Source organism: Armatimonas rosea (assembly GCF_014202505.1).
Taxonomy (GTDB): Bacteria; Armatimonadota; Armatimonadia; order Armatimonadales; family Armatimonadaceae; genus Armatimonas; species Armatimonas rosea.
Map to the genome: position 1 here is coordinate 112,347 of NZ_JACHGW010000002.1, position 15,230 is coordinate 127,576.

The 15,230-nt window shown below is 63.7% G+C and carries 14 protein-coding genes and 1 tRNA gene; 6 read left to right on the forward strand and 9 right to left on the reverse strand.

The window, feature by feature from the left end; all coding sequences use genetic code 11:
- Positions 1 to 76 precede the first annotated feature (76 nt).
- Positions 77 to 1,117: a hypothetical protein gene (locus HNQ39_RS08395; RefSeq protein ID WP_184193868.1), complete on the forward strand. Its 1,041-nt coding sequence runs from the start codon at positions 77 to 79 to the stop codon at positions 1,115 to 1,117.
- Between the two features lie 76 nt (positions 1,118 to 1,193).
- Here the strand turns inward: HNQ39_RS08395 and HNQ39_RS08400 are convergent, their stop codons facing one another.
- Complete coding sequence (locus HNQ39_RS08400; RefSeq protein WP_184193871.1) at positions 1,194 to 1,838, reverse strand: alpha/beta hydrolase; 645 nt, start codon at positions 1,836 to 1,838, stop codon at positions 1,194 to 1,196.
- 22 nt (positions 1,839 to 1,860) lie between these two features.
- On the opposite strand from HNQ39_RS08400, the gene HNQ39_RS08405 reads away from it, so the two are divergent.
- The 5 genes from HNQ39_RS08405 to HNQ39_RS08425 all read left to right on the forward strand — a co-directional run bounded on the left by HNQ39_RS08405 (position 1,861) and on the right by HNQ39_RS08425 (position 6,039).
- Positions 1,861 to 2,523 carry a hypothetical protein gene (locus HNQ39_RS08405; RefSeq protein WP_184193874.1) on the forward strand — a complete coding sequence of 221 codons (663 nt, stop codon included), beginning with the start codon at positions 1,861 to 1,863 and terminating at the stop codon, positions 2,521 to 2,523.
- Entirely contained in the window at positions 2,520 to 3,311 is a 792-nt protein-coding gene (locus tag HNQ39_RS08410) for a TrmH family RNA methyltransferase (protein WP_184193877.1), read from the forward strand. The genes HNQ39_RS08405 and HNQ39_RS08410 overlap by 4 nt, the downstream gene beginning before the upstream one ends.
- 11 nt (positions 3,312 to 3,322) lie before the next feature.
- A tRNA-Ser gene (locus HNQ39_RS08415) sits at positions 3,323 to 3,409 on the forward strand.
- 168 nt (positions 3,410 to 3,577) lie between these two features.
- Positions 3,578 to 4,732: a Gfo/Idh/MocA family protein gene (locus HNQ39_RS08420; protein ID WP_184193881.1), complete on the forward strand. Its 1,155-nt coding sequence runs from the start codon at positions 3,578 to 3,580 to the stop codon at positions 4,730 to 4,732.
- A gap of 251 nt (positions 4,733 to 4,983) precedes the next feature.
- On the forward strand, positions 4,984 to 6,039 hold the full coding sequence (locus HNQ39_RS08425; RefSeq protein ID WP_184193884.1) for a hypothetical protein: 1,056 nt from the start codon (positions 4,984 to 4,986) through the stop codon (positions 6,037 to 6,039).
- Between the two features lie 82 nt (positions 6,040 to 6,121).
- Here HNQ39_RS08425 and HNQ39_RS08430 read toward each other — a convergent pair whose 3' ends face one another.
- The 8 genes from HNQ39_RS08430 to HNQ39_RS08465 form a co-directional block, all read right to left on the reverse strand.
- Positions 6,122 to 6,634 carry an outer membrane beta-barrel protein gene (locus tag HNQ39_RS08430; RefSeq protein ID WP_184193887.1) on the reverse strand — a complete coding sequence of 171 codons (513 nt, stop codon included), beginning with the start codon at positions 6,632 to 6,634 and terminating at the stop codon, positions 6,122 to 6,124.
- A gap of 88 nt (positions 6,635 to 6,722) precedes the next feature.
- Positions 6,723 to 7,706, reverse strand: coding sequence for an aldo/keto reductase (locus tag HNQ39_RS08435; RefSeq protein ID WP_184193890.1), 984 nt, complete (start codon positions 7,704 to 7,706; stop codon positions 6,723 to 6,725).
- Between the two features lie 41 nt (positions 7,707 to 7,747).
- Positions 7,748 to 8,005 carry a cell division topological specificity factor MinE gene (gene minE / locus HNQ39_RS08440; RefSeq protein ID WP_184193893.1) on the reverse strand — a complete coding sequence of 86 codons (258 nt, stop codon included), beginning with the start codon at positions 8,003 to 8,005 and terminating at the stop codon, positions 7,748 to 7,750.
- A gap of 13 nt (positions 8,006 to 8,018) precedes the next feature.
- Complete coding sequence (gene minD / locus HNQ39_RS08445; protein ID WP_184193896.1) at positions 8,019 to 8,840, reverse strand: septum site-determining protein MinD; 822 nt, start codon at positions 8,838 to 8,840, stop codon at positions 8,019 to 8,021.
- Between the two features lie 42 nt (positions 8,841 to 8,882).
- Positions 8,883 to 9,629 carry a septum site-determining protein MinC gene (minC, locus tag HNQ39_RS08450; RefSeq protein WP_184193900.1) on the reverse strand — a complete coding sequence of 249 codons (747 nt, stop codon included), beginning with the start codon at positions 9,627 to 9,629 and terminating at the stop codon, positions 8,883 to 8,885.
- A gap of 27 nt (positions 9,630 to 9,656) precedes the next feature.
- Positions 9,657 to 10,607: a DUF6807 family protein gene (locus HNQ39_RS08455; RefSeq protein WP_184193903.1), complete on the reverse strand. Its 951-nt coding sequence runs from the start codon at positions 10,605 to 10,607 to the stop codon at positions 9,657 to 9,659.
- Positions 10,604 to 12,031, reverse strand: a complete 1,428-nt coding sequence (locus tag HNQ39_RS08460) for a DUF1501 domain-containing protein (protein ID WP_221289927.1) — start codon at positions 12,029 to 12,031, stop codon at positions 10,604 to 10,606. The genes HNQ39_RS08455 and HNQ39_RS08460 overlap by 4 nt, the downstream gene beginning before the upstream one ends.
- A 107-nt stretch (positions 12,032 to 12,138) precedes the next feature.
- Complete coding sequence (locus tag HNQ39_RS08465; RefSeq protein ID WP_184193906.1) at positions 12,139 to 15,192, reverse strand: PSD1 and planctomycete cytochrome C domain-containing protein; 3,054 nt, start codon at positions 15,190 to 15,192, stop codon at positions 12,139 to 12,141.
- Positions 15,193 to 15,230: the final 38 nt, after the last annotated feature.

A 15,230-nucleotide genomic window follows, 5' to 3' on the forward strand; every position in this document is an offset into this window, starting at 1 on the left:
GGGGTGATCTTAAAAAGTGACATTTTCCGCGTTTTCGACCACGTTACCGCCACGCAAGAGGCGCACAATAAACAGCATGCAGAGAGTTGTCCGACAAAAAACACAGGCCCTTCGTTTCGAGACGGTTCTGCTCCCACGGGGGGCGAGTGTCCGGTCTCTGGCACGCGGTATCCATGCCAACCAAGTGGTCGGGCTGGGGCACGAGCCGGTGGGGGGAGAGTGGGGCTACCACTGGTGGAGCCGCTCTGCTGTCCGTGGCCTCGCCCCCGGTCAGGCCTGTGGCGTTGCCGAGCACGGCGTCGTGGGCTACCAAGTCCCCCGGCAGCGTCCCTGTGCGACCGAGGCACGCTTCTGGCCCACCCAGGGCGATGGTGCCGCTTGGGACATCCATCCCACGACCCTGCTCGGGAGCAATAGCCAGTCGTCGGCGCTGGCGATCCACGGGCAGCGGATTGCCGGTGCTGGCCAGGGGGAGCACACGGGCCAGCGCCGGCAGGCACTCTTGTGGATGGAGCCTCACGCGGAGCGCGCCTACTCCCTCCACCCCGCGGTACTGCTGGGCGACGAGAGCTACTCCCATGCCCAGAGCCTAGAGGACTCCTGGGTGGTGGGACATGGGCGCGGAGCCGCGACCCAGGGCAGTGACCGGGCGCTCCTCTGGCAGGACGCGGGCCCGGCGGATGTCTTGTCGCTCCACCCCGACGAGCTTCTCGGCCCCGATGCGATCTCCTATGCTACGGGGATCTCCCACCAGCAGATTGTCGGCTATGGGCGCGGCACCAAGACCCAGCGGCGGGTCGAGGCGCTCTTCTGGCCCCACCCCGAGCCCGAGGCGGCCTGCTCGCTCCACCCCACCGAGCTCTTGGGCGCGCAGGGGAGCTCTTGGGCCGTGGGAGTCTGTGAGTCGTGGATCGTGGGCTATGGCCGCAGTCCCTACAGTGGGCATGAGTACCATGCGCTTCTCTGGCTCGCGGCCCGCCCGGACTGCGCGCTCAACCTCCACGCCGCCGCACCCCCGGGCTCGCGGAGCTCCCGCGCCTACGCGGTCAGCCCTGAAGGGATTGTAGTGGGCTGCATCGACGACCGTGCGGCGCTCTGGATTCCGCAGTTTTCCTAATTTTCCGCTTCAAACCTCGCTCATGACTAGTGACCCATGAGCCTGCCCTGCCCGCCCCGCGGGCAGGGCGTTTTTTTTAGCTCTCCAGCAAGCCGGTCAGGAAGGCCTGTATATCGGCGATACTCTGGGGGGAGACCTCGTGGCCCATGGGATACTCTTTGTAGGTCATGAGCACGGGGTAGCGCTTGAGCTCGGCCTCGATCGCTCGGCCTTGGTCGATTGGAAGGACGCTATCGTAGAGGCCATGCGCCACAAAGACCGGCTTGCCCACCAGCTCCATGTAGTGCGCCGCCCGCTCCGCCGCCTCCGGGATCAGGCGGCCGCTCATCAGCACCGCGGCGCGCAGGCACTCGGGGCGGGTGAGGAGCAGCAGAAGCGACATCGCCGCGCCCTGGGAGAACCCCATCAAGACCGTGCGTGCGGGGTCGGTGCCGTAGGCGGCGTGGCACTCCTGGATAAACTGCTCCAGGGTCTCCGCGCTCTCAAAGGCAACCTCTTCGTCGAACTCCAGCCCGGTCTCCAGAAAGGCAATCGGGTACCAGCCCCAGCCCCCGCCGTGCTTGAGCGGGGCGCGGGGAGAGACCACGGTGTAGCGGCTATCGAGCCAGGGACCCAGCCCGAAGAGGTCGTCCTCGTGCGAGCCCACCCCGTGCAGGAGAACCAACAAGGGAGGACGAGGCCCGGTGGCTTGCCGAACGCGGTGTGTCAGCGAAAACGACATGGCAGTATGGTATCGTAAAATCATGCAAGAGGGGAAGGGAAACGCGGACGAAAAACGCGTGTCGGCGGAGCAAGTGCTCACGACACTGGCACAGCGCTGGCGGGGAGCCGCCACCCTGGAGTACCACTCGCGGCTGGTCCTGAGCCACCAAGGCGAGCCGGGACTGCGCGGCGAGCTCCGTGTTCGGCTCCGTCGCCCCAACCTGGCACGCGTGGAAGTGACGGTCGATAAGCCGGAGTTTTGCTGCCTGCGGGTCTGCGATGGCCGGGTGATCTGGCACCGGGGGCAGGGCACCCCGCTCCGCCCCGCTGTCACGCGCCAGCAGAGCTTTCGAGGGGAGCTCATGGCGAGCATACCGCACCCTCTGGACGAGGCCTCCTACTCCGTGGACCAGTTTCTGGCGCGCTGGCCATTTCTGCTGACCGGGGCCGACGTGGAGCGCACCGCACGACGCCATAGAGAGAAGGGGCGCGAGATCTTTACCGTGACCCAGACCCAAGGAACCAGCCGAGATACCCTGACAGTTGATGCCAAGACCTACGCACCGCTACTTTTGGTGCGCGTGGGGGACCACGGCGGGACGATCCAGGAGCTGCTGCGCGAGGAGTTTCTGAGTGTCGGCATGGCCGGTGCGCTCTCCCCGAGCCTCTTTCGCTGGAACCCAGAAGACGAGGCACGACAATGAACCTAAAACACCCCGCCTTTGAGGCCGCCGAGCGCCTGCTCAAGCCGCAGGGCCGCCGTGAGACGGGCAGCTACCTGGTAGAAGACCGCCATCTGGTACGCCAGGCGCTGGAGGCACCGCAGGCGACGGTCGAGGCGGCGTACTGTGTTGCGAGCGAGGTACCCGCACTGGAGCCGCTGTGTGTTGCGCGGGGGATTCCGCTCTATGTCCTGACCGGCGGGCTCCTGCAAAAGCTCACGGGCACGGGCTACGAGACCAGTGTCACCGCCGTGGCGATTGTCAAGCAACACATCGTCAAGCCTGCGGAGCTTCTCTCGGAAGGCGCGCTGGTTCTCTGTGGCGAGCGCATCCAGGACCCGCGCAATGTCGGGGTGCTGATCCGAACGGCGGAGGCGATTGGCTGCACGGGCCTGCTGCTCTCCGCCGGGAGCGCCGAGCCCTTCTCCCGCCAGGCCGTGCGCTCGACCACGGGGAGCATCCTGCGCCTGCCGCTCGCGCTTGCGGGCGACCTGCCCAAGACCCTAGCTCTCCTGCGCGAGCAAGGCGCGACCGTCGTGGCCTCGTCGGGGGCCGCCACCCAGACAGCCGCGCAGGCGACACTCTCCGTGCGCCCGCTGGTGCTGGTGATGGGCAACGAGCAGGAGGGCATCTCCGACGAGGTCGCGGCCGCCAGCGATAGAGTCGTGCGGCTTCCCATGGCCCCGAGCACCGGCGCTGACTCTTACAATGTCACGGTCGCCGCCGGGATGCTCCTCTACGAAGCCATCCGCCGGGACCATATGGTATAATTTTTCCGCGCGGAGAGGTGAGCGGAATGGTATCGCAACCGCCTTGAAAGCGGTCTCACCGGTGAAACGGTGTGCGGGTTCGAATCCTGTCCTCTCCGCCTACTCTTCTCTCTGCCTCATGGACGAGGCGGGCACGCTTCGCTCCTGACCTTCGGCCACAAAGTCGCTCCGCGACAGTGGGTGTGTGGGTTACTAGGAGGAAAAGTCTCCTGGTAGGCCGAATGATTTTCCAGGACGTTTTTCACATTTTTTGAGGACATAAACACATGGCAAAACAGGTTCGTATCGGTCTGGTTGGGTATCAGTTCATGGGCAAAGCGCACAGCAATGCCTACCGTCAGCTGCATCGCTTCTTCCCGGAGCTGGGGGTGGAGCCGGTCTTGAAGGCGCTCTGTGGGCGCAGCGAGGAGAAGGTCAAGGCCGCGGCGGAGAAGTTTGGCTTCGAGAGCTACGAGACCGACTACCGCAAGCTGGTGGAGCGCGACGATATCGACATTATCGACATCGTGACGCCGGGCGATACGCATGTCGAGATCGCGATCGCCGCCGCCAAGGCGGGAAAGATGGTCTTCTGTGAGAAGCCGCTGGCGAGCTCGGTGGACAAGGTACAGGTGATGTGCGATGCGGTCAATGCCGCGGGCGTGCGCAACGCAACTTGTTTCAACTACCGGGGTGTCCCCGCGGTCAAGCTGGCCAAGCAGATGATCCAAGACGGTGTCCTAGGGAAGATCTACCACTGGCGCAGTGTCTACCTCCAGGACTGGATCGTCGATCCGAACTTCCCGATTGTCTGGCGCTTGCAGGGCGATATCGCGGGCTCGGGCTCCCACGGCGACCTCGTGGCCCACTCGATCGACCTGGCGCACTACCTGGTCGGGGACATCACCGAGGTCTGTGGGATGATGGACACGTTCATCAAGCAGCGCCCGATCCTGGCCGAGAGCGACGACCGCCTTGGCGGGAAGGCCTCCGATGAGATGGGCGATGTGACGGTCGATGATAGCTCGATCTTCCTGGCGCGCTTTGCCAATGGCGCGGTGGGGACCTTTGAGGCGACTCGCATGGCCGCCGGGCGCAAGAACCACAATAAGTTCGAGATCAACGGTAGCAAGGGCTCGATTGTCTTCAACATGGAGCGCATGAACGAGCTGGAGTACTACAACCACGACGATCCCGCGGAGCTGAAGGGCTTCCGGACGATCCAGACCACCGACGGCTGCCACCCCTACACGGGCAACTACTGGCCGATCGGGCACATCATCGGCTACGAGCACACGTTTATCAACCTGATCCACGACATGCTCCAGGCCTGGGAGAGTGGCGCCGAGTTCCACCCGGACTTCAACGATGGCCTCAAGTGTCAGAAGGTCCTGGATGCGGTGAAGAGCTCGTCGGATACCCGCACCTGGAAGGGCGTCTAGATCGCCCCCGTTGGAGGGGGGCGTCTTGCTGTCCTCGTGCCTCGGACACAAAGGGCGCTTCGCGCCCATGGCCGGAACGGCCTTCGTAGCCGCAGGCTCTCTAGTCCCGCCCCTCCAACGGGCGGGACAAAAAAATCGAGGGAGCCGAAACCTTAGAGGGCGTTTGTTCGTCAGTGTAAGCAGGGGCATTTTCTCTCTGGAGTGTACAAGCAATGGCTCGGTGTAAAGCGTGCGGGACGGAAGCGCCCGCGATGGCACGATTCTGTAGTATCTGTGGTGCAGCAGTCACGGCCGCGACCCCACCTCCGGTAAGCGCCGCGACCTCCGCGGCGCGACCGCAGCCTGCCGCGCGGCCTCAGCAGCCACAGCCCACGGTCTACGGGCAGCCTCAGGGAGCAAGCTACGGACAACCCATGGCTACGGCGCAGCCTGCCAATGCCAATGGGCTCAACAAGGCCGGGCTTGCCGCACTGATCGCCGGGATTGTCTTGGTGGGGGCGGCGGGCTTTCTCTTTGCCAAGAGCTCCGGGGTTCTCAATGCGCAGAAGCCCGTTGCTCCCCAAGGGGCGGTGATCAACGCGCCCAACACCCAGCCCGCGCAGGCTCCCGTGCTCAGTGCGCCCCAGCCGACCTTGCCCAATGCGCCCATCCTAAAGCCTCCGGCCATGGTCGGAAACCCCATGCCCGCCGATGTGATCGCCTGGCTCCGCTGGCTCAAGTGGTTTGAGGGCGAGCGCAAGCGCCTGGAGGCCAAGAGCGCGGGCGAGCTGATTGTCCAGCTCCAGAACGCCATCAAAGAGTACATGACCGGCGAGTCGCTCGGCTTGCTGGACGGGAGCTTTGAGAGCGGGGAGAAGCCCAAGAAGCCCGCGCCTAACTACGGCGAGCAGATCGCCAAGGTGATTGGGGAGTGGAACCAGGCCGCCAATGTCTACAAGACACCCGGTGCGGCCAACAAGCCGCCCCTGCCCGATACCTGCGCCCCGCTAGCATCGGGGTACGGTGAGGCGCTCGATGCTGGGATCGCGGAGATGAGCAAGCTCATGAACACCCTCAATGCGACCCTGGGCTCGATGGGCGGCCAGAACGGCGATACCAGTGGTGCCCAGAACGCCGTGCGGGACCTGATGGCGCAGAAGAGCAGCAAGAGCGCCTCCAAGAGTGTCGATGCACTCTTCAGCGATGCCAATGCCGCCCTGGATGCGGTCCGCAACCGCTACACCGAGATTCCCTCGGATATCGACTCCAGCCACTTCCGCATTGTCTCGGAGGGCGCGAGCCTGAGCCTGCCGATCATGGGAATGTAGAAAGAAACCCCACAAAAAAACACCCCTTCCTTCGTAGGCGGAACGCCGGAAAAGCGAAGGAAGGGGGACGGGGGGATGGATGTTAGAAGCGGTAGCCTAGACGGATATTGGTGCCGCCCGCATCGACCCCGCCGATCTTCTGGACCGTGGTGTAGTCGATCTCACCCAGCCAGCCGTTGTTGAGCTCGTAGCCGATCCCGAGCTTACCACCCAGCTTGCTCTGGCTTGCGCCGGACTTGAGGGTGTAGCTTCCCAGCCCAACGAGGGCGTAGGGCTTGCCTGCCGCGTTGGCGGACTCCAGGTAGAAGCGCCCGCTCACACCGACACCGGTCAGGCTCGTGGTGACACCAGCGGTCTTCTTGCTGTTGTAGTCCACATAGACACCATAGACTGTCGGGTTGGTCGCGGCGGACTTGCTGAAGTCGTAGCCGATCCCAAGCGCGGTGCGGCTCTTGTTCGCGCCGTTGCTTGCGTTGAAGATCCCGGCCAGCACACGGATGGGCTTCTCCACCTTCAGCGTGTCGTCAGCCGCGAAAGCGGAGCCTAGGGGGGCGAGCACGGCCACACCCAGGGCGAGCATAGTTGCTAATTTCATGTTTTGTTTTAGCCTCCAGAGGTTTGTGTGGCACATCGTTGGGGGGCCACACGCTTAAAAAGACAACAAATCAAAAAGAAAGTTTCCGCTAATACGGCCCGCGAATATGCTCTCTTACGCCGGCTTCATAGAACGCAGCCAGCTGCTCATGGAGCGTGTCGGGCAGGGGGGGCAGGGCACTTACCGAGACATTGCTCTCGACCTGCGCGAGGCTGGTCGCCCCGGGAATGACTGTCGTGACCGCGTCGAAGTCCAGGATCCAGCGCTGGGCGAGCTGTGCCAGGGTCCAGCCCTCAGGGACCAGCGGCTTGAGCTGCTCGGCGAGAGCGACTCCACGCTCGAAGGGAAGCCCCGCGAAGGTCTCCCCGACATTGAAGGCAGCGCCATCGCGGTTGTAGGTGCGGTGGTCGCTGGGGGCGAACTGGGTCTGTGCGGTGAACTTGCCCGAAAGTAGCCCCGATGCCAGGGGAAGCCGGACGATCAGTGCGACATTCTTGGCCTTGGCCTCCTCAAAGAGCGCGGTGATCGGCTTCTGGCGGAAGAGATTGAAGATAATCTGGAGCGACACCAGCCCCTCTTGCTCCAGGCAGACCAGGGCCTCTTCCATGCTCTCGACACTGGCCCCGAAGCGGGCGATCAACCCCTCGCTCTGGAGCTGGCGGAGCGAGTCAAAGACCTCTCCCTTGCGAAGTTCATCAGTGGGGATGCAGTGGAGCTGGGTCAGGTCGAGCTGCTCCACGCCCAGGCGACTCAGAGAGTCCAGTGTGTGCTGGCGCATCGCGGCGTAGGAAAAGTTCTCCGGCCAGCCGGGATCGCCACGCCGCCCGAGCTTGGTGGCCACAAAGACCCCCGCTGGCTTGGTCTCCGCGAGCCACGCCCCGACCCGCTGCTCGCTGACCCCGCCGCCGTAGACATCGGCGGTATCGAAGAAGGTGACACCGCGCTCGTAGGCGGCGTGGAGGATCGCGCGTGCGGCGCTGTCGTCGAGGGCGCCCCAGTCGCCGCCCCCGAGCTGCCAGCAGCCGAGGCCCACCTCGGAGACGGGAGTGCCTTGAAAAAGTCGTGTTTGCATGGTGTCTATTCTACCGGACGGCGCTGCCCGGTAGAGACAAGCTAGCCACGGACGCGGCGGATGGGGATATTGGCGACTAGGGCGACTGTCGTATCGGCGCGCTCTAGGTCCACTTTCAGGTCCGCCTCATTGATCTCGACATACTTGGCGATAACCGCGATGATCTCCTGGCGCATCTGCTCCATCATGGGAGCGGGGATGTCCGCCCGGTCGTGCATCAGAACCAGCTTGAGCCGGTCCTTGGCTACCGATTTTGACTTGTCTTCTGACTTGCCGAAGATGCGCTCTAGGAGTGTCACTCGGGGCCTCTTTCTACTTCCCGCCAAAGAGCTTGCGGATACGATCAAAGAAGCTATTGCTAGCTTCCTTCTCTTCCATCAGATTGAGAAACGGGACTTCTTCCCCACGGAGCCGCCGGGCGATATTGCGGTACGCCTGGCCCGCCAGCGACTCGGTGTTCATCGATGCCGGCTCGCCGCGGTTGGTGGAGGTGATAATGCTCTCGTCGTCGGGGACCACCCCGATGAGCTTCACCGACGTCCCCAGGACATCCTGGACATCGGCGACATCGAGCATCTCCTGGTCCTTGACCATCTTGGGGCGGATGCGGTTGACGATCAGCATGGGGTTGTTGAGGCCCTGTGCCTCTAGCAGCCCGACAATCCGGTCGGCATCGCGCAGGCTCGACATCTCCGGGTTGGTGACCACGATCGACTCGGTGGCACCGGCGGTGGCGTTCTTGAAGCCCTGCTCGATACCCGCCGGGCAGTCGATGAGGATCATCGTGTAGCCCAGCTCCTTGATATCGGCGATCACCTTCCGCATCTGGTCTTCGCTCACGGCGGACTTGTCACGGGTCTGAGCAGCGGGTAGGAACGCCAGGTTGGACTTTCGCTTGTCCTTCACCAGCGCCTTGCGCGCATCCGCACGTCCCTCAACCACATCGACAATATCGTAGACGATTCTATTTTCCAGCCCAAGGGCCAGGTCGAGGTTGCGTAGGCCGATATCGGCATCGACCAGCGCCACGGTCTCTCCCAGCTCTGCCAGGGCCATTCCCAGGTTTGCCGTCGTGGTTGTCTTGCCCACGCCGCCTTTCCCGGAAGTAATCACGATCACTCGCGCATCTGCCATCCTGATAACACTCTCTTTACTTAAACCAGCGATTCCTGCGCATTATAGCGGGAAAACTTGAATCTCGCCGTTCTCGATCCGCGCGACCTCTGCCGAGCGCTTCTCCGCGCGGAGCCCTTCATCGGGGGGGGCGGCGGCGATCTTGCCGGCAATTCGGATCTGCGGTGCCCGAAGCTCACTGGCGATAATCTTGGCGCTCTCATCGCCCTGGCAACCCGCGTGGGGTCGTCCCCGCAGCCTGCCCACGACAATAATGTCTCCGGTGGCGATCACCTCGGCGTCCTGGCTAACATCGCCACAGATCACCAGGTTGCCGCTGTGTTCGACACGCTGACCGGAGCGGACACTGCGGTAGAGGTAGAGCGCATTGTTGAGCTCACTGCTGGGCGCTGCCGGAGCGCTTGCAGGAGCCGATGTCGCCGTACTTGTCGCCGCCGTGGTGTGTGTCTCCCAGTCCGCAGTTGCCTTCTGGATGGTCGGGAGGACATCGTAGGTCTTGAGCACCAGCTTCTCGCACGCGGCGCGGGTCTGCGGATCGGCGGCGACCGCGGCCAGGGGAATCAGCCCCCAGAAGCTCCGCAGCCACTCGCAGAGCGAGCCCACGCCCTCACCGTCGAGCGTACGCCCCCCAAAATCCAGGGTGACCTGTGCCCCCCGCCAGAATGTCCGCCCGTCTTTTGCCTCGCTCAGCCGCGCCTCCAGCGCCTCGCGGACAGTGTCCCACTCGCCCGAGTCCGGGAGCACCACCAGCAAGCCATTGCGCCAGCCTTTAATTTCCAGTTCCTGCATCGTGCTCTATCTTACCCCAGCGGTGTGCTATTTCTTAGGAGCAGGCTGCTCGGCGGGCTTGCGGGTGCTACTTGTAAGTGGCTCTTTCTTGCCGGAGTAGCGGTTCCAGAGCGCCTGGATCGCTTCGGGTGAGGGGAGCTCGCCTCGGTAGACCACGAACCGCGCCTGGATCTTCAGGGTCTCGTCCTTCTTGATCGCGGTTTTATAGAACGCCCCAAAGCGCCCGTAGTTGCGGTACGCCGACCACGCCGTGCCGCTCGGGTTGCTGGGGTGGGAGAGCATCACCACGCTATACTTCTGGCCGTCGGCGGTGTAGGTCATCCCTACCCAGGGATAGTCGCGGTCTTTGTGCGCGTTGGCGTCGGCCTTCGGGTAGAGATAGACCGTGTTGGCGCGCTCGGTCGCATCGGTGGGCCGAAAGTGCAGCCCCGCGTGCTCCGGGTCGCCGTCAAAGACCGTGTCCCCCGCAACTGCTTTTAGCTCCGACGAAAAATCCACCTGCACAAATGCTCCGGTTGGGGGTGGGCCGAAGATCATATCGCGCCGCTCCTCAATGAGCGTCTCATCGCGTGTGGCTCCGGTCCAGACAATCTTGGGCGCACTGATGGCGCTCTCGCCCCAGGCCGAGTTGGCCACCCCTACCTTCTTGACAACTTGTTCGCCGCCCACCATGTGCCATCGGTCGTAGGTCTTGCCGGCAACCGTGAGCTTGTTCCAGCCGATAAAGATTCCCCGATGGTGCGTGAACTCCCCACCCATGCCCTTGGTGATCGACTTGCCCGTCTCCGGGTCGATAATGTGCAGGTACGGCTTGTAGGTCTCCTCGCGCTTCTTGGGATCGGAGATATCGTAGGCGGTCATGAACCGCCCGATTGGCTTGGCTTGTGCCCGGATCTCGACATACTGATCCGCCACGAAAGAAGCCTGGAGCGGTGTCTGGCCTGCCAGCGCCAGCAAGAGGAAAGGTAGGAAATTCATGCGATAAGGTCCTTGATGACATTGCCAAAGACACCCGTCAGGCGGACATCTTGGCCGCCGAAGCGCACCGTGAGCTTTTTATGATCGAAGCCCAGCAGGTGGAGCATGGTGGCGTGGAGGTCGTACATCTCCATTTTATTCTCGACCGCGAAGTAGCCAAACTCATCGGTCGCGCCGTAGATCGTCCCGGGCTTGAAGCCGCCGCCCGCCGCCCAGACCGTGAAGCCAAAGGGGTTGTGGTCGCGGCCATCGCCGCCCTGCACCATCGGGGTGCGGCCAAACTCGCTGGCCCAGAGGACGATCGTGGAGTCCAGCATCCCGCGCGACTTGAGGTCCTTGAGGAGCCCCGCGATCGCGGTGTCCACCATGCGGGAGTTGTCCTCGTGGCCTTTCTTGAGGTTGCCGTGCTGGTCCCAGCGGTCGTGGCCGCAGCTCGGGTGCGTCAGCTCGACAAACCGAACCCCGCGCTCGATCATGCGCCGCGCCATCAGGCACTGGAAGCCGAAGGTGCGCGCGGGCGCAAAGGGATGGTCGAGGCCGTAGAGCTTCTTGGTCGCCTCGCTCTCGCCCGCCATGCTGGTGAGCTCGGGGACCGCGCTCTGCATCGCAAAAGCCAGCTCGTAGTTCTGGATCGCCGCATCGACCGCGGCGCTGTTGCCCATGTTGCCCAGCACGCTCTTATCCAGGCGCTTTAATAAATTCAGCTTGCGCTTCTGCTCCGCCTCGGTCTTCTCCAGCGGATTGAGATCGGCGACCGCGCTGGGACGTGGCAGGAAGATCGAGCCCTGGTAGGTCGGCGGCAGGAAGCCCGAGCCAAAGCAGTCGAGGCCACCGTTGGGGATGAGCCCGCCGTTGATGACCACATAGCCCGGAAGATTTTTGGCGGCACTACCCAGCCCATAGGTCACCCACGCGCCCATGCTCGGGCGGCCCTGGGAGCCATTGCCCGTGTGCAGGAAGTAGTTCGCGTTGGTGTGCTCCGAGAAGTTGGAGGTCATCGAGCGCATCACGCACAGATCGTCGGCGCACTTTGCCACCTCGGGGAAGAGCTCACTGATATCGATCCCGGCTTGGCCGTACTTCTTAAAGCTCCAGGGAGATTTTAAGATATTGCCGTTGTTGTTAAACTGGGTCGCCGGAACCTCGAGCGGTAGTGGCTTGCCGTGGTCTTTTTCGAGGCGCGGCTTCGGGTCGAACGTGTCCATCTGGCTCGGGCCGCCGTCCATGTACAGAAAGATCACCGCCTTGGCCTTCGCCGGGTGATCCAGGGGGCGTCCGCCTGTCTGCCCCCCCTGCCCCCGCCCTGCGGGGGAGCTAGCGGCGGCCTCCTCCGCAAAGAGCGCGGAGGCTGCCATGCCCCCAAAGCCCGTCGCCGCCGTCGCAAGCATCTCTCGTCGTGTCATGTTCATAGTTGTCTTTGTCATCTCCCCGCGTTGCGGCCATCTCCCCGGCTCGTGCCTTGCCTCCCGTTCGTTCCTCACTGTGAAGAGAGGTGCCTGAGCCGTGCGAAGGCGGAGAGATGGCCTTCCCTTTACTTGATAAAAATAAACTCCTTGACATTGAGCAGGACATGGCAGAGATCGGCCCAGACCTGCTTTTCTCCCCCGCTTGCGGGGGCTGGGGGGGCCACGAACTCTAGGGCGTCTTTCATCTCTGCGGCGGTGGCGGGGCGGCTGAAGGCGCGCTCATAGAGCCAGGCGATTCGCTGCTCGGGAGTGGCGGTGGGCTGCTCTTTCAGGAGGCGTGTGGCCCAGACCTCGGCCTGCTGGCGGACGAACGGGCCGTTCATCAGCGCGAGCGCCTGCGCGGGGACATTGCTGATACTGCGCCGCCCGATACAGGTGAACGGGGTTGGGAAGTCGAAGGACTGGAGCCAGGGCGAGAGGAAGTTGCGCCGCACCGAGAGGTAGATACTGCGCCGTCCGTTGCCATCCAGTGGACCTTGGCCGGGGCGTCCACGACCCTCGGAGAACTCGGTGAGGTAGGTATTGACCGGCGGGCCGTAGAGGGTTGGGTCGAGGCGACCGGAGAGCGCCAGCAGGCTATCGCGGATGCTCTCGCCCTCCAGCCGCAGGACATTCATGCGCCAGAGGAGCTTGTTGGTCGGGTCGAGCTTGGTGGCGGTGGCGGTGGGCCGGACATCACTGCGCTGTTTGTAGGTCGCGCTGGTGAGGATCAGCTTGTGCATCGTCTTGAGCGACCAGTTCTTCGCCACCAGCTCGCTCGCCAGATAGTCGAGGAGCTCGGGGTGGGTGGGGGCCTCGCCCATGTGCCCAAAGTCGTCCACCGTCGGGACAATCCCCCGCCCAAAGTGGTGGTGCCAGAGGCGGTTGACAATCACGCGGGCTGTGAGCGGGTGCTGTGGGCTGGCGATGCGCTTGGCAAGCTCCAGGCGTCCGCTCCCCGTGACTCCCGAGATCGGGGTGTTCTCTGTCCCGCAGAGCGCCAGCTGGAGGCGGGGTGCCACCGGCCCAGCTGCCTTGTGGTTGCCCCGCAGGAAGACATTCTCGTCCTCACCGTCGCCGTCGGCCATGGCTAAGATGCGGGTCGGGGCGGGGAGAGCGTTGTCGATCGCCGCGAGCTGCGTGCTGACATCGCCGAGGGGCTTGGTATCCAGCAGCCCCTTGCGCAGCAGCAGATCGAGCACCTCTAACACCTGGTCATCGGCGGGAAGGAGGCGATCTTCTACCCAGCGGTCCAGTGTCCCACTGCGAAGTGTCCCACTTAGAAGCGCACGGACTTGCTCCGGGTCCAGAATCGTGAGGAGGTTGTTTGATCCCGGCGGGACATTGCTATTGCTGAGCACCGCGCCCTCGCAACGAATCCAGCCCTCGTGGCCCTTGTTCAGATCGCTCAGGTTGCCCAGCGAGAAGTTATCGCGGGCGCTGTCGGTGAGCTCCACGTAGGCGCGGCGGCCCTTGACCATCCGCAGGTCGATCGTCCGCCAGCCCGGCTCGGGGTTATCAATGGTGTGGGTCAGGAAGCCGTAGAGCGGGTCCCGGATGACCTGGAAGCTCTCGACAATGATGCGCAGCTTCCCGCGCTGCCCGGCGACATTGACATGGATAAAGTCCTTGTCGATCGTAAACGTGGGGGAGCGCAGGGCGCCCTCTTGGTGGCGGCCATTGAGCGCCGAGTGCACCATTGTCCGGGGGGCAAGCGCCAGCACGGGCTTCTGCGGATCGCCGGAGAGCACCAGCTCACCAGGCTTGACCAGGGTCTGCATCGCCGCGCCGCTGGGTGTCCACTGGGCCAGCGGAAAGTCGCTTATACCGCCGCTCTTGCGGTTGAGGCTAAGCAGCTCCGCCTTGAGCCTCTCGGCAGGGAGCGCGGCGAGGCTCGCCTTCCAGCGCTCGCTCAGGGCACGCTTGTCGATCCCCGCGCGGATTTTAGCGATCTCTGCGGCGGGCTTGCCGAAGGTCGCGGGGCCGTCCGACGATGTCAGCTGGAAGCGTGAGCTCCTGAGGACGCCGTAGAGGCCGTAGTAGTCTTTGGTCGGGATAGGGTCGAACTTGTGGTCGTGGCAGCGCGCACAGGCCAGGGTCTGCCCCAGCATCGCCTTGCCGATCACATCGATCTGGTTGTCGATCCGGTCCGCCTGCTCCTGCTTGATATCGACCGGGGAGTGCTTTCCCTCGCCCAGCCAGACAAACCCCGTGGCGGTGAGGGACTCATTGCGCCCCGTGACTCTATCGTAGCGCGGGGTCGGCAACAAATCCCCTGCAAGGTGCTCGGTAATAAACTGGTTGTAGGGGACATCGGCGTTGAGCGCACGGATGACATAGTCCCGGTACTGAAACGCCTCGGGGATATCGAAGTCCAGCTCGTGGCCCATCGACTCGCCGTAGCGCACCAGGTCCAGCCAGTGCCGCGCCCAGCGCTCGCCGTAGGCCGGGGATGCCAGCAGCCGATCAACCACTTTCTCATAGGCATTGGGTGAGCTGTCAGCCAGAAACGCCGCAATCTCGCTTGGCGTGGGCGGCAGGCCCGTCAGATCAAACGTGACGCGGCGGATCAGCGTGCGCTTATCGGCCTCGGGGGCCATGGTCAGCCCCGACTTCTTCAGCTTGGCCAGGACAAACGCATCAATGCCGCTCTTCTCCATCGGGGGCTCCAGTGGGCGCTGGACTTGCTTGTAGGCCCAGTGCTGGCGTCGCTGCGTCAGATCAAAGCCGGGTTTTTTAGCTCCCCCACTTGTGGGGGCGGGGGGGGCCTGGGTGGTGGTGGCGGGCACGGGGGCACCGCCCTTGACCCACTGCTCGATCAGCGCGAGCTCGGCGGTGGGGAGCTTGCCGGTCGGCGGCATCAGGAGCGATGAGCTGGTGTAGCTGACGGCCTTGAGAAGTGTCCCATTGGTCGCAAGCGCCGCGCCGCGCGCGCCGCCTTTTTTCAGCCCCGCGGCACTATCGAGGCGCAGGTTGCCCTCTTGCACGTCCTGACCGTGGCAGGAGACACACCGCGCTGTTAGGATCGGGCGGATGCGTTTCTCAAAGAACTCCGCATCCACAGGCTCCTGCGCCTTGCCGGGCATCAGACTCACTCCGAGTAAAAGTCCTCCGAAAAGAACCCCCATTGTCCGCTTCATAGCCTCTATTGTAGCCTACGATGGGGCATAATAAACAC

What these genes read in the sequence shown, in the direction of transcription:
- HNQ39_RS08395 (WP_184193868.1), top strand. Translation starts at nt 77, where the DNA reads ATGCAGAGAGTTGTCCGACAAAAAACACAGGCCCTTCGTTTCGAGACG.
- HNQ39_RS08400 (WP_184193871.1), bottom strand. Translation starts at nt 1,838, where the DNA reads ATGTCGTTTTCGCTGACACACCGCGTTCGGCAAGCCACCGGGCCTCGT.
- HNQ39_RS08405 (WP_184193874.1), top strand. Translation starts at nt 1,861, where the DNA reads ATGCAAGAGGGGAAGGGAAACGCGGACGAAAAACGCGTGTCGGCGGAG.
- HNQ39_RS08410 (WP_184193877.1), top strand. Translation starts at nt 2,520, where the DNA reads ATGAACCTAAAACACCCCGCCTTTGAGGCCGCCGAGCGCCTGCTCAAG.
- HNQ39_RS08420 (WP_184193881.1), top strand. Translation starts at nt 3,578, where the DNA reads ATGGCAAAACAGGTTCGTATCGGTCTGGTTGGGTATCAGTTCATGGGC.
- HNQ39_RS08425 (WP_184193884.1), top strand. Translation starts at nt 4,984, where the DNA reads ATGGCACGATTCTGTAGTATCTGTGGTGCAGCAGTCACGGCCGCGACC.
- HNQ39_RS08430 (WP_184193887.1), bottom strand. Translation starts at nt 6,634, where the DNA reads ATGAAATTAGCAACTATGCTCGCCCTGGGTGTGGCCGTGCTCGCCCCC.
- HNQ39_RS08435 (WP_184193890.1), bottom strand. Translation starts at nt 7,706, where the DNA reads ATGCAAACACGACTTTTTCAAGGCACTCCCGTCTCCGAGGTGGGCCTC.
- minD (WP_184193896.1), bottom strand. Translation starts at nt 8,840, where the DNA reads ATGGCAGATGCGCGAGTGATCGTGATTACTTCCGGGAAAGGCGGCGTG.
- minC (WP_184193900.1), bottom strand. Translation starts at nt 9,629, where the DNA reads ATGCAGGAACTGGAAATTAAAGGCTGGCGCAATGGCTTGCTGGTGGTG.
- HNQ39_RS08455 (WP_184193903.1), bottom strand. Translation starts at nt 10,607, where the DNA reads ATGAATTTCCTACCTTTCCTCTTGCTGGCGCTGGCAGGCCAGACACCG.
- HNQ39_RS08460 (WP_221289927.1), bottom strand. Translation starts at nt 12,031, where the DNA reads ATGACAAAGACAACTATGAACATGACACGACGAGAGATGCTTGCGACG.
- HNQ39_RS08465 (WP_184193906.1), bottom strand. Translation starts at nt 15,192, where the DNA reads ATGAAGCGGACAATGGGGGTTCTTTTCGGAGGACTTTTACTCGGAGTG.